The organism is Paenibacillus sp. V4I9 (assembly GCF_030817295.1).
In the GTDB taxonomy this organism is placed as follows: domain Bacteria; phylum Bacillota; class Bacilli; order Paenibacillales; family NBRC-103111; genus Paenibacillus_E.
The window spans coordinates 1,481,837-1,495,942 of record NZ_JAUSZE010000001.1 but is presented as its reverse complement, the minus strand read 5'-3'; the positions used below and the strand labels follow the sequence as shown (position 1 = coordinate 1,495,942).

Sequence of the window (14,106 nt, the reverse complement as noted above, 5' to 3'; positions counted from 1 at the left end):
ATTTAAAATCCGGAGCGTTACCTTCATACTCGATCCGCTCCGGGTCCTATAACAAAACTTATTTTTTTACGTTTCTGTCGTAACCTGCTTGTTTAATCTTCAACCAATCTTGTAGGCCCAGACGGTCCAATTCTTTTAAATAACCAGCCCATTCAGCTTCAATTTTCCCATTCTGGATCCACTCGGTCCGTTTTCTCAGCACATATGCAAACATATCTGTTTCAATCGCAGTAAGTCGATCCAATTCTTCAAGAGAGAAGAACACTTTTGGATATATATTTTTAGCTTTCATGTCCGGGACCATCACTTTTTTCATTAGATCCAATCTCCATGCCGCATCGTCTGGCTTCGTCGTAACATTGCCATAGTAAGAATCCAGAATCGCCAATGGTCCGCCAACAAAGGTTTTTTGTCTCAATTCCCAAGGAGACATGCCGTTCAACGGTAAATGTTTCAGCATTTTTTTAGATTCGTCGAATTCAAAGATATTTTGCTGCGCTTTATCTCCATAAGTGCCCCAGTTGTTTTGTACGGATTGGGTCGGATCGTATAGAGAATCAATCCATTTTGCAGTCGTTTCGATATTTTTATTTGCTTTTGTGATAACCATTCTTCCTCTATCGAAGCCCATTCCGTTCGTTCTTGTTACGTTTTTCCAGCCATTTGGTCCTTCAAGCGCAGGCATAAGGTCATATTTATCGTTCATGCCTGTGATATTTCCCTTATCCCATGTAAAATATAGACCATAACGATTTTCTTTTCCTTTAGCTAGATAAGTATTCCAATCCTGCGTAGGCGCTTCAACATCCATTAAACCTTCTTTATATAATTCATTTAGAAACTTGACACCTTCCTTAAAGCTATTATCAGCAGATGTGAAAGTAACCTTTCCATCATCACTGACAACCGTATGATCCCAGTTTTCACCCAGACCGAAGGAGCCAAATAAGAACGCCAAGTCTTCTCCGCCGGTTTTATTAATAAAGGACATAGGTATTTCATCCGCTTTTCCATTACCGTTCGGGTCTTTTGTTTTAAAAGCTATCAAAACTTGTTTTAATTCTTCGGTAGTTTTAGGCATTTTCAAGCCTAACTTATTTAGCCATTCCACGTTAATCCAAGGAAAATCGTCGACAGAATGGATACTTTCCTTACCCGCGCCTAGCTCCTCAATCCATGGGAATGAATAAATATGGCCATCAGGGGCCGTAATCATCGATTTATATTGCGGCGCTTTCTCCAAAACCTTCTTGAAATTTGGCATTTGTTTTTCAATAATGTCATCGAGCGGAATAATGGTTCCGTCCTTTGCCAATTTAAGCAAATCGTAGTCACCCAAGGCTGCATCGAAAATCGCATCAGGAAGGTCCCCGCTGGCAATCGCTAAATTCCTCTTCTCGGCAAACGAATCCCACGGATAATTCTCCCAATCAATGTGTATCCCCGTCTTTTCTTCTAGACGTTGGAATATCACCTTTTTATTAGGATCTTCGGGAGCTAGCGGTGAGCTTTGTGTCATAAACTTCAAAGCAGGTTTCGCTGTTGTACCTGGGGCAGCACTTGATGCTGCCGGCTGGCCTGATTCCTCGCTGCTGCCGCACCCCGTTACTGCCAATAATGCCGCCATAGAAATGAAGAATGCCTTTTGGGAATGTTTCATAAGAATAACCCTCCTCTTTTTTGGAAAACCTATATGTTTGCCGATCCATTATTTTAATGAACCGACCAAAACACCCTTTTCAAAATACTTTTGGAAAAAAGGATACATAATAAGTAACGGTAGACTTGAAATAACAATGGACGAATACTTAATAATCTCAGATAACCGTTTCAGTTCTGCCATAGCCAATTGGTCCGCAATCATGCCAGGATTTACTTGATTCTGAATTAAGATAGATCTTAAAACCAACTGTAGAGGCAGCAAATTAGCACTCTTCAAATAAATTAACGCGTCGAAATAAGAATTCCATTGGCCTACGAATGCATATAGAGCTAATACGAAAATAATTGGTTTAGATAGAGGGAGAACAATCTTGAAGAAGATACGCACCTCAGATGCGCCATCGACCTTTGCTGCCTCGTTCAATTCATTCGGAATTCCACTAAAAAAGGTCCTCGCCAAAACAATATTCCAAACATTTACAGCCGTTGGTAGGATGATCGCCCATACCGTATCTAACATTCCCAAGTTTTTTATCACCAGATAGGTTGGAATTAACCCGCCGCCGAAAAACATGGTGATGACAAACAGGATTGTAAAAAACTTTTTACCTACGAAACCAGCAACCGATAATGGGTAGCCGGCAAAAATGGAGACAACGACGGTAACAAAAGAAAATGCGACGGAGTAAAAAAGAGCATTTACAAATCCCCGGATCATCGCATGATTCGATAAGATGACTTTATAGCCTTGAATACTATAATCCGCAAGATGGAAGGAGATCCCTTTATTTAACAGTGCAGTCGGCTCCATAAACGATGCCACGACAACATAAATTAAGGGAACTACAACGATCAATACAGCAAAGAACAATAGAATGTAATTGATGGCCAGAATAAAACGGTCCAATCTAGTAGGCTTAAAATTCATACGGCATCTCCTTTTCTTTTAATAGAGGCCTTCACCTTCATTTAATTTCTTCACGACAATATTAACGAGGATAAGTAAAACGACATTAATCACGGAGTTAAATAGACCAACCGCAGAGGAATAGGCATAATTTCCTGCTTGCAAACCAATTTTATACACATAGGTTGGAATGATCTCTGAAGTCGGAACATTCATTGCCGTTTGCATCAAATAGGCTTTCTCAAATCCAATTGCCATAATGCCGCCTGCAGCTAAGATGAAAACGATAGCCATAACCGGTTTAATCGTAGGCAAGTCGATGTGTTTAATTCTTTGCAGCAGGTTAGCTCCATCAATGGTTGCAGCATTATGGAGCTCGGGGTCAACGCCGGCTAATGCAGCTACATAAATAATCGATGACCAGCCCGCTCCCTGCCAAATGCCAGATAAGATATAAAGCGTACGAAAATAATCCGGGTCTGACATAAAACTAATAGGATGGCCAGTAATCAGGGTTAAAATCTTATTAATCGGCCCTACCGGCGATAAGAAGACGAATAGCATCCCAACAACAACGACAACGGATATAAAGTTTGGCGCATATAAGACCAATTGAATCCTTTTTTTAACACCAGCTTTACGCAATTGATTCAGCATGAGCGCTAATAAGATGGGGACCGGGAAACCAAGTATGAGTCCGTAAGCACTAAGTTTCAGCGTGTTCATGAAAATAACTTCAAAATTGGGTGAGGTTAAAAACTTCGTAAAATGCTTTAATCCCACCCATTCACTGCCGAAAATCCCTTTGCTCGGACTAAAGTCTTTAAAAGCAATGACCGCCCCGTACATGGGCACGTACTTAAATAGGATGGTCAGAATGAAGGCTGGTGCCATCAGTAGGTACAGAAAAGGATTTTTCCTCATATAATCGATTTTACTTATAAATGTATTACTTTTCTGTTTGGCTGCTCTCATGTCAACTTCTGCTATTTCTTGCAAGATAGTACCCCCTAACTCAATATCCATAAAATTATTCATTTGCACAAATTTTTTTCAAACAAATTCGTTTTTTCACATGTAACCCCCTTGATAGTAAGGGCTTACATTTCTCGTCTTATCCTCATGACCACAATTACAATTTACACACAATATTAAATTTAGTCAACATAATTTTCATTAAATTTATTCATATGTAAATCAAATTTGGTGCATATTCCCACCTGAAAGTCGGAAAACTCTTTATTTTTATGGTTTTTTTCATCTCTCCAAAAGAAGACGAAAGATATAAAAGGAGAATTAACTCTCAATTCACGGATCCATTTGCACAAATTTATTTGTGCATTTGTTTACATAAATTAGTTTAATCATCGAATTATCATCTATTTGCATATGCACTAATTTCTGAATTCAATTTTGTTCATTTGTAACTTTTTTAAATTGACACTTTAATTATAATATTATACATTTATTTTAAACTTATCATTCATTGATCTGCGAACTTTAGTTGTTCGTTAAAGGAGTAAGCACATGAGTAAAGAAAAAATCACCATACAACATATCGCGGACTCCTTAGGACTATCCAGGAATACTGTTTCTAAAGCGCTAAACGGGAGTGATAATATTCCTGCAGAAACAAGAAATAAGGTATTAAAACGTGCGATTGAGTTAAATTATAAACAGTTTGCTCTTATAGATACGGACACTTTAAATACCAAAAATACAGGCAACATTGCACTTTTAACGTCAAACATGCCGAGCAATTCTCATTTTGGCGCCTCATCACTAAGCGGGCTTGAAAAAAAAATCAGTTCCGATGGTTTTAATTTATCCATCCACATTGTTCGAGAATCGGACATTTCTTCTTTAGTACTTCCTAATAATTTCGATACTAATAAAGTAGACGGAATCGTTTGTATTGAGTTATTTGACAAGAAATACACCCAATTAATCAATTCCTTGGGGATCCCATCCATTTTTATAGATTCCACAGCGGATATCTTTTATCCCGAACTTCATGCAGATATTATTCTAATGGAGAACGAACAAAGTTCTTATTATATGACAAAGAAATTAATCGATAATGGTTATGCAAGTGTTGGCTTTATTGGTGATTACAATCATTGTAAAAGTTTTAATGAAAGATGGGCTGGATTTAACAGGGCATTACTAGACTCTCATTTACAGCTCGACCCTTTATTTTGCATAGTTGAAGAAGATCGATATATTGCGGATCCTAAATGGCTTGAAAATCGGTTGGATAACATGAAGAACCTTCCGTCTGCATTTGTTTGTACGAATGATTTTATTGCCATTAACGTGATGAGGATTTTAAAAAATAAAAATGTACGAATACCAGAGGATATTGTTATCTGCGGATTTGATAACTCTCCTGAGTCGCAGATCGTAGAACCTCATTTGACAACCGTCCATATATTCCGGGACGAAATAGGAGTTCTAGCTGGTGAAATATTGTTATCCAGGGTTGAGAATCCTCTCAAGCCTCCTCAAATTACTCACGTACAAACAAAGCCCATCTTTCGCGAATCTACGGGGAATTTAAACGAATCGTAATTTATGAAACCATAAAACAATAAACCGCTGCACCCTATGAATGGTGCAGCGGTTTATTGTTTACTTAAGAAAGGGGTCGGGAAACCGCCTCCTCAATTAGCCATCGCGTTGGATTTGTGTGTATTTATTGCAGCTTTGTTTATTTATCGTCCAAAACATTCAAACAAAGCTTAAATTAATAAAGAGGTCACTCTTTAAAAGAATGACCTCACTAACCTGACTAAATATCGCCTCTATACAAAAACCACAACTGATCTCATGAAAAAAAGTGGTTAGTAACAAAAATTAATCATCCTATTAAAAAAACGGTCCTCCCGAATGATCTAGGAGAACCGTTTCTTGATGTTCCTATAGATCCACCTGACACCAAAAGTCGCTGCTCAGCGGACTATGCTAAGAAAGTATCAAAATTATGAAGCCTGATCTACTGTTTTGGCGACTTGTTGATGTACATTTAACGACTTCATTTAAGGATTGCGGTAGTAGGTAGGAACAAGTCCGTGTCTGTTTGATAAGGAAGATGGATCCTTCCTTTTTTCCATCCTTAATCTCTATACCCGCACGCTAAAGGCCGGCGATCGACAACATGACAAGGCCCGTCTCTGCGGGTCACTCATCTGCACGAGCTGCGATTAAGAGGGAATGCCAAACATGATAGAATAAAACGCGATATTCGTCAAAATTGCGTCTCCTCCATCATTGCTCTGCAGTAATGAACGCAGCGGTATATAACTCATCATCTCCATCATCATATTTGAAGAAACGACGTCAGAAGGCGCTGCGAATTGATTGAGAGAACATCCATTCTAGAAGCAGCGGCAGCCTTGGACGAAATAAAGCCCTAGACTTCCGCTATTTTATTAAGCATAGTTACAGTTAGCGTAAGCCGCCACTTCCCCCGTAATAGCAGACAACGGTAACATATATGATATCCCCCTCATTGGTGGGCTCGCACAAGCATTAGAGGAAGCCCCCGCTAGGTACACTTCAACGATGATTGTCTGTTTCTCCACCGCTTGACCCTACAAAACTCACGACACATCCTCATGCATTCGCCCATCCCGAAAACGAACAATCCGCTTTGCCTGCTTCGCAACCAAAAGATCATGCGTAATCAAAACAATCGTCCTACCTTGTGCATTTAATTTCTTTAAAAGATCTAAAATCTCAACGCCCGTCTTCGAATCCAACGCGCCTGTAGGCTCATCGGCCAAAATAATCGACGGATCTCCTGCCAAAGCTCGGGCAATGGCGACACGCTGTTGCTGCCCACCGGATAATTCCGAGGGAAGGTGTCCCCTACGATCTAGTAAGTCCACGGATTCCAGCGCCTGCAGAACATATGGCTCTCGTTCCCTTTTCGTCATTCCCCGATAAATTAAAGGTAATTCCACGTTTTCATACGCACTTAATCTCGGCAGCAAGTTGAAGCTTTGAAAAACGAAGCCAATCTTCTGATTGCGAATCTCAGCGAGTTGAGTATCCTTAAGAAGGTTAATTGCTTTACCATCAAGGTCATAGGCACCTTTATCTGCAATATCCAAACAACCTATAATGTTCATTAACGTAGATTTACCAGAACCAGACGGGCCCATGATGGCCACGAATTCGCCATGCTCAATATCTAAAGAAATGTCATCTAATGCTCGAATGGTTTCTCCGCCCATATAGTAATATTTACTAACATTTTCGATATGGATTAAAGTCATTCACTTCGCCTCCATTACTTGATCACAAATAAATGAAGTATGCGATTCATAACCCTTACCTTTTAGCCTTATAAAACTCATGATACAGCTTCATCAGCGCCCGCTTCTCAATCCGAGACACATACGACCGCGAAATCCCCAGCTCCTTCGCTATCTCCCGCTGCGTCCGCTCTTCCCCGCCAAGCTCCAGCCCAAACCGCCCAACGACGACTTCCTTCTCCCGATCATCCAATATCTCCAGATTACGGTAAATTTTGCTCTTCTCTATCTTGAGCTGCACCTTATCCACGACATCATCGGCTTCCGTGCCGAGAATGTCGATGAGCGTAATTTCATTCCCCTCTTTGTCCGTTCCGATGGGATCATGCAAGGACACATCTTTGCGTGTTTTCTTTAACGAGCGAAGATGCATAAGTATTTCATTTTCTATACAGCGTGCTGCGAAGGTTGCCAGCTTCGTCCCTTTGTTGGGAGAGAACGACTCGATGGCTTTGATCAATCCGATCGTCCCAATCGAGATTAAATCCTCGAGATCTTCTCCTGTATTGTCGAATTTTTTGACTATATGCGCGACAAGTCTTAAATTATGTTCAATCAACTTATTTCTGGAATGGTCATTACCTTCAGCCATGAGCCTAAGATGTTTTTCTTCTTCTTCCTCGGTAAGAGGTTGTGGAAACGCATTGTTTTTGACATAGGATACAAGCAAAGTTAACTGTTTGATTAATAAAGCAATTGCACTAAACAATCCAGGCATTCCAGCCACCCCCTTCAGTGTAGCGGATCATAGCTGTTTAGGAAGCCTCCGCTTATAGATTAGTATTAGTCTATGTGGGTGTAAGCCTAGAAGTGCATGTACGCAAAAGATTACCACTGCTCCGATCGTTTGAATTCACTCAAGATACATGTGTTTATCTTATATCTTATTGAGGATAATCCATCTAAGTTTCTTTATGCTATAAACATAGCATATATATCGTATAATTTAATTAGCCTTTTAAGATTATAGCATTATACATCTATTTCTCGTCATAAAACAAAAAAAGCGCCTCTTTATGACCTTTCGGGTCTAAAAAGAGTTCGCTATATTATGCTTATCACTTTTTTAACGGTCCTGTCGATTTACCCACCACTAACTTCGGTTGAAGGATAATCTTATGATATTTACCATCACCTTCACCATCACTATCCAACAAGCCAATCAATACTTCAGCTGCTTGTCTGCCTATCTCTGCCTCGGATTGAGCCACATGTGTAAAGGCTCTTGTTTCACCTTCCCCCGAGGATGGGTCATCGAAGGTGAGAATAGAAAGCTCATCAGGAACACTAAGCTCTAATCGTTGTGCAATGGCAGCAATATGAAGACCAAGCTTAGCATTTAATGTTATATATGCCGTAGCCAATTTATTACGGATATATCTATACAAAGGATGCTGATCGTCGACGCCTTTATTATAATCAATTCTGAATTCAGTTAAAATGAACGCTGGATTGATCAAAGCATTTTTCTGCTTTAAAGCTTCCATATAACCAGCAATCCGCCCTTCAACTGTAGTTGTAGAAAGCGGAGAATCCGTTACGATGGCGATATCCCGATGACCCAGATCCCAAAGGTGAGAGACCGCTAGTTGGATGCCCATAAAATTATCCGAGCTTACCACATGTGTTTCTACGCCAGGTAAATTTCGATCAATCAATACAAACGGATAATTTCTTATCTTCATTGCGAGGATTTCTTCATTATAGGTTTCCGCATCAATTGGAAAAATAATCAAGCCCTCTGCGCCTTTATGGATGAGCTCCATAATCGCTTCTTTTTCTCTATCCTTGTTATCTTTCGTGAGGACAATAGCTAAATAATAACGACTCTCATCCAATATCGAATTAATGCCTTGAATCAATCTTAGTGCAAAGTAATCCTCTAACGACGGAATTAAGAAGCCAATCATTCGGCGACGGTTCGTTGATAGTGGTTGATAGCTTTCCCCGGATACCACATTAGATTCAAGCCCAATCACTTTAGGCTGATCCTGATATTGTACAACAGGTTGAGGCATAGACTTGCTTTGGACGAAGCTGCCTCTTCCTGGTATTCTGTAAATCCAACCATCCTTGGCTAGCTGAGTGAGGGCATTAGCAACCGTGATTCGGCTAACGTGAAACTCCTCCATCAATTCTTTCTCTGTTGGAATTTTGTCATCAGCTGCCAGCTGCCCTGTTGTAATCAAGCGCTTAAAATGCTCCTGAATCACCATATATAATGGTTGTCTTTCATTATTCATTGTTTTTGCCCCTATTTGCTAAATTCTCTTATATCAATTATAGCAATTTGACCTACTTAGTCAATCCCCTTCAACTGGCCGACTCGCTAAACCTAATTCGATCCCATATTCTTACCCTCACGGTATTCTGTAGGGGTTCGATTCGTAAGCGTTTTGAACACGCGATTGAAATGACGAATATTCGTAAAGCCCGTTGAATCCGAGATCACTTGAATTTTTTCATCCGAGTAGAGCAGCATCGTTTTCGCTTTTTCTATTCGCTTTTCCGTAAGAAAATCGATAAAAGACTGACCTTGCTTGCTTTTAAACAAGCTGCTTAAATAAGATGGATTCAGATAAACGATTTCCGCCATCATGTTTAGGGTGATCGATTCAGCATAGTGTTCTTCGACATATCGCACAACCAATTCAACTGGACTGGTTACAAACTTTTTCTTGCGGTTCGAAATGCAAACACTTAAATCACCTAACAGCTTCTGGCAGCGTTCGATCAATTCTTTACTGGACGAAATGGAGTAAATATCCATTAACACCTGCTTCACATCGGTAGCCTTCAGCCACTGTTTAACCACAGCCAAATTGACTGCCAGTTCGTAGAAGTGAAGCAGCATTTTGCAAATTTGCTGTTGAATGATTTCTGGGTCATGCCATTGTTGACAAAGCTTGGTTACAAATTGACTTGCCTGGTATTGTACATTAGTCAAATCGCCTTCTTGGACAAATTGATTGAGCAGGTTCCAATCGGAGGAATGCCATTCGAACTTCTCCATTTTCATCTCGGCTATGGTCTCACTAGAAAGCAAGCGGTCTCCGCCAATAACCAATCGGTACAATAAAGCTAATCCCGCTTCCTTGTAGGATTTAGAAATTGATTCCAAGTCCTTGGCAGGACTGCCTAGTCCAAACGTGATTGTAAAATTGGATTGCCCGCGGATTTCCTTGCGGATTCGGTTTGTTAATTTCTCAATTTCCGAATACGAGGATTCCCCTTCCTCATGATTGATTAAAGCGACAACCTCATTATCATGTAAAATAAAGACATGCCCAAGTAAGGATTTGTCGATGCTCTCCTGAATAAATTGCTGCATGTAGACGGAAAACAAAGATGGATTCAATTGGTAATATCTTTCATCCGTTACTGAATCTCGGTCTAGCTTAGCAACCAAACAGCTAGTATTAGGATGTGGAAATAGAATTCCTACATTCTCAAGCAGCTCTGTCTCCGCATGATGAATGCTCCCCGTTAGTAGACCGGCTAATATATGGTGACGCATTTGATTCTGTACTTGTCTATCTTTGGCATTTACTTTACTTTGCTGCTTTTCTAGCGCCAACTCTTCCTGCAGCTTGCCAAGCAAATCATATAACTCTTCTCTTTCGAATGGTTTCATTAAATAGTCTTTTGCCCCTAATCTTAGGGATTCACGAGCGTATTGGAAATCGTTATACCCGCTCATCACAACACATGCAATCTGCGGGTAGCGTTCCTTCACGATATACTGCAGCTGGATACCATCCATCCGTGGCATTTTGATATCTGTAATAATCAAATCGGGCTGTAGTTCCTCTATTTTTTCTAAGGCTTCCACGCCATCCATGGCTTCCCCAATAACAATCCATTCAGATTGCATCTCTGCAATCATTAGTCGAATGCCTTTACGAAAAATCGCTTCGTCATCTACGATTAGTATATTAGGCATCCCTTATACCCCCTTCAAGATTATCTTCTATGAGCGGTAAAGTAAGGAATATGATTGTTCCTTGTTGAAGGCTGCTCTCTATCTTAATGCCATACTGATTACCATAGCGCAAGGCTATTCTTCGATGTACATTCATTAAACCGTGACCGCCTGTGCCTTCCTCAGATGAGGCCAAATCGAATTTTTTATCAAGTAAATTTTGCAATTGCACCGCGCTCATACCTGCTCCATCATCTTGAATGGTGATCAGCATATTATCTTCCTGTTTCTTTCCTGTAAGGATAATGTTGCCATATCCATTCCCCTTATCAATTCCGTGCACAATACTATTCTCAATGATCGGCTGTAAAATAAACCGAATAACGGAATAGGAAAGCAGTTCAGGCTCAATATTTACATGGAATTGAATTTTTTCCTCAAAACGAATTTGCTGTATTGCCATATAGCCTTTTACATGCTCTAGTTCCATATTAAGCGGCACTTGGCTTTTGTGACTATTGATGCTGTAACGCAGCAGCTTGCTTAAATTATTGGTCATTTTAACCACTTCACGGTTGCCTTGTATTTCTGCGTACATGCTAATTGAACCTAATGTATTATATAAAAAATGAGGGTTAATTTGGCTTTGCAATGCAGATATTTGCGCATTCTTCTCTCTAATTTCCGATTCATAAAGACGATAACCTAAATCACTGAGCTTTGACACCATGATATTAAACGATTGACTAAGCTGCCCAATCTCATCACGGCTGCTGATGGGAATCGATACATGTAAGTCTCCGACAACAACCTTTTTCATTAAATTGCGCAATTCACTAATCGGATTCGTAATACGCAGGGCGAAAATAGTGAAAATGATGAACGCAAGGAGCAAACAAACAGCTCCGATCAGGATAATATAGTTCCTAACATAAACGGTGTCCTGAAGCAGAGTGGCAAGCGGTACCATTTCGATCATCGTCCAGCCCGTGAAGGGTGAAGTATAGTAGGATAAAAGCTCTGTATCATTGTTTTGCTTATAAACAACAGTCCCTGCACCTTTATATGGCAGTAATTTATCAGAATCAATCCCATATTCCATGCTTTTATAGATCATCGATCCCTCGTTATCGACGATCATAATGTTCTTCTTTTCGTTGGAAATAGCTTCAATTTTGTTACGAATCACATTCTTATCCACATCCAGCACTAGATAACCTAGAACCTTACCCGTATCTACACTGCGGATTTTTCTGGCAAAGGAATACACTTGGTTATTTGTGTCTAAGGCAGTTTTGTTGAAGGTACCGATATAAACGATTTTTCCTGTTTTGGATACTTTTTCATACCATGGTTCATCTTCTACACTTTTTATTGAATAATTGGCTTGCTCCTCCAACATGGCTGAGTAAGTACCGCCAGAAACTCGATAAAGGGTTACCCCTGAAATATCCAATCTTCCATTCGCAAATACACGCTTCGTGAAATCCTCAATCGTCACCCTTTCATTAAATGAAAGATTCGAAGCCGACTGCCCGCCCGCCTCCAAATATTTCAATATTTGCTGCGATTGGTAAGGCAACAGAGTTAACAAATTGAGTTCATTCATATAGGTATCAATATTAGCTGTTAATTCCTTCACGACGTCCATTTGATATTTGCCGGTGTTTTTTTGAATGGATGCTGAATAGCTCGTGTAAGTCAAATAGCTGGCAATCCCGAGCGGAACGGCAATAAGTATAAAGCTAATAACAATAAGCTTAACGGCAATAGGCAGGTTTTTAATCCACTGCAGCCTATTTTTGAGCTGTATTCTGCTGAATCTGAAGATTGGTATTAATAATCTTTTGCGCATTATGCAGCACCTCTTGTGGTGTTGACTGACCCACCATCATCTTTTCAAACTCACGCACAAGTTCATCATTAATCGTTCCCTGTCGCGGTTGACTTGGAAAATATTTCACATCATCCGCCGAGCTGGCATAGTCAGGGCGATATTTAAGCTGCTGAAACTCTTTCGATTCTACGGCTTTCTTAACAGCCGGAATATGTCCGGCTTTCGCCCAGCTTGCACCGTGAGCCGCAACCCAATTGGCAAATTTGATGGCTGCAATCTGCTTTTGCTTATCCGGCTTCTCATGATAGGGAAGAGAAAACGTGTGGGAGTCGCCCCAAACCGCTGGATGATCGTAGATCTGAGGTATTTTTGTAACACCAAAATTCAAATCTGCAGCTTTCTCAAAAGTACCTGTTGCCCAAACGCCTGTAATTAATATGGCTGCGTTGCCTTTAGCAAAGTTTTGAACCGTATCGTTAATATTAGGATGGATGAGCTTACTGGTATAAAGAGAGTTCACAAATTTCAAGGATTGCAGCGCAGAAGTATTATCAATGGCTGCCGCTTTTCCATCGTCGGTATAGAAACGTCCCCCATCCATGCTCATCTGATTATAGAAGGAATACCACAACCAGAAGGAGTCAATTCGCACATTAGGCTCAGCCAGAGGAGATATATGTTCCGGTACACTCGCGCGGATTTTTTGTAGAAATTGAATGAATCCTTCTTCACCATTGGATAAAATAGGCTTTTCTTTCTCATCTAGAAGGCCAGCTAGCTTCAGCCAAGTTTTGTTATAGTACATGACTTCTAGATGCGTATCTAGTGGAATTCCCAAATGCTTATCATCGGCAACCGTGCTTTTCAAAATCGTCGGATTAAAATCGTTCCAATTAACGCCGGCCTCGACAGCCAGTTCATTCAAATCTGTCAAGAAGCCCGCAGGCGCATATTGTGAATATTTGGCTGAGTGAACAATCGCGATATCAGGCGCTTCTTCTGTCACGATTGCCGTTGAGAGCTTTGGATAATAATCACTTGAATTATTGTTGATCTGTTCTATTTTAACGTGATCATTATTCTCGTTATTATATTGCTGGATTAATTCGGCCATAAATTGTCCATCGCCTCCACTAAACGGAGACCAAAAGGTGATTCTCAGCTTATTAGAGCTGGCTTCTTCTGTATGGGTATTCAGCTGTGGACTGCAGCTTATTGTGAAAGAACTCATTAGGATAAGGATTAATGTGGCGCTTAATCTTGATCGCTGCTTACCGCTCACTTGAATCCCCCGATTTAAGATATAGTATCTCTTAATTATACAAAGTAGGGCATGTGAATCCAATGACCTAATTACTCCAGTAATGGACATATTTTTAGGTTCGGTATTATTGGCAGATATTCGCACATTTAGCAGAAAACAAAATAAGGCTATCCCAAAAGGTCATAGACCTTGAGG

At 40.2% G+C, this 14,106-nt stretch carries 10 protein-coding genes; 1 reads left to right on the top strand and 9 read right to left on the bottom strand.

Features of this window, described 5'->3' with window-relative positions:
* Positions 1–58: 58 nt before the first annotated feature.
* Genes QFZ81_RS07155 through QFZ81_RS07145 form a run of 3 tightly spaced genes read right to left on the bottom strand, consistent with a single transcriptional unit; the run spans position 59 to position 3,544 of the window.
* Positions 59–1,660: an ABC transporter substrate-binding protein gene (locus QFZ81_RS07155; RefSeq protein ID WP_307602066.1), complete on the bottom strand. Its 1,602-nt coding sequence runs from the start codon at positions 1,658–1,660 to the stop codon at positions 59–61.
* A gap of 48 nt (positions 1,661–1,708) precedes the next feature.
* Complete coding sequence (locus QFZ81_RS07150) at positions 1,709–2,590, bottom strand: carbohydrate ABC transporter permease (protein WP_307440906.1); 882 nt, start codon at positions 2,588–2,590, stop codon at positions 1,709–1,711.
* 18 nt (positions 2,591–2,608) lie between these two features.
* Complete coding sequence (locus QFZ81_RS07145) at positions 2,609–3,544, bottom strand: ABC transporter permease (RefSeq protein WP_307449546.1); 936 nt, start codon at positions 3,542–3,544, stop codon at positions 2,609–2,611.
* A gap of 552 nt (positions 3,545–4,096) precedes the next feature.
* Here QFZ81_RS07145 and QFZ81_RS07140 point away from each other — a divergent pair.
* Positions 4,097–5,140 (top strand): LacI family DNA-binding transcriptional regulator, encoded by a 1,044-nt coding sequence (locus tag QFZ81_RS07140; RefSeq protein ID WP_307440905.1) that lies wholly within the window; start codon positions 4,097–4,099, stop codon positions 5,138–5,140.
* Positions 5,141–6,171: 1,031 nt separating this feature from the next.
* Here the strand turns inward: QFZ81_RS07140 and QFZ81_RS07135 are convergent.
* From QFZ81_RS07135 to QFZ81_RS07110, 6 genes are all read right to left on the bottom strand, one after another.
* Positions 6,172–6,849 carry an ABC transporter ATP-binding protein gene (locus QFZ81_RS07135; RefSeq protein ID WP_307602064.1) on the bottom strand — a complete coding sequence of 226 codons (678 nt, stop codon included), beginning with the start codon at positions 6,847–6,849 and terminating at the stop codon, positions 6,172–6,174.
* Positions 6,850–6,904: 55 nt separating this feature from the next.
* On the bottom strand, positions 6,905–7,606 hold the full coding sequence (gene sigK / locus QFZ81_RS07130) for an RNA polymerase sporulation sigma factor SigK (RefSeq protein WP_047676202.1): 702 nt from the start codon (positions 7,604–7,606) through the stop codon (positions 6,905–6,907).
* 340 nt (positions 7,607–7,946) lie between these two features.
* On the bottom strand, positions 7,947–9,131 hold the full coding sequence (locus QFZ81_RS07125; protein WP_307446260.1) for a GntR family transcriptional regulator: 1,185 nt from the start codon (positions 9,129–9,131) through the stop codon (positions 7,947–7,949).
* 92 nt (positions 9,132–9,223) lie between these two features.
* Entirely contained in the window at positions 9,224–10,831 is a 1,608-nt protein-coding gene (locus QFZ81_RS07120) for a response regulator (protein WP_307446263.1), read from the bottom strand.
* Entirely contained in the window at positions 10,824–12,665 is a 1,842-nt protein-coding gene (locus QFZ81_RS07115) for a cache domain-containing sensor histidine kinase (protein WP_307446266.1), read from the bottom strand. The genes QFZ81_RS07120 and QFZ81_RS07115 overlap by 8 nt, the downstream gene beginning before the upstream one ends.
* The gene (locus QFZ81_RS07110) at positions 12,607–13,929 is read right to left on the bottom strand and encodes an ABC transporter substrate-binding protein (RefSeq protein ID WP_307602062.1); all 1,323 of its coding nucleotides are present in this window, start codon (positions 13,927–13,929) and stop codon (positions 12,607–12,609) included. Before QFZ81_RS07110 ends, QFZ81_RS07115 begins: the two co-directional genes overlap by 59 nt.
* Positions 13,930–14,106 lie beyond the last annotated feature (177 nt).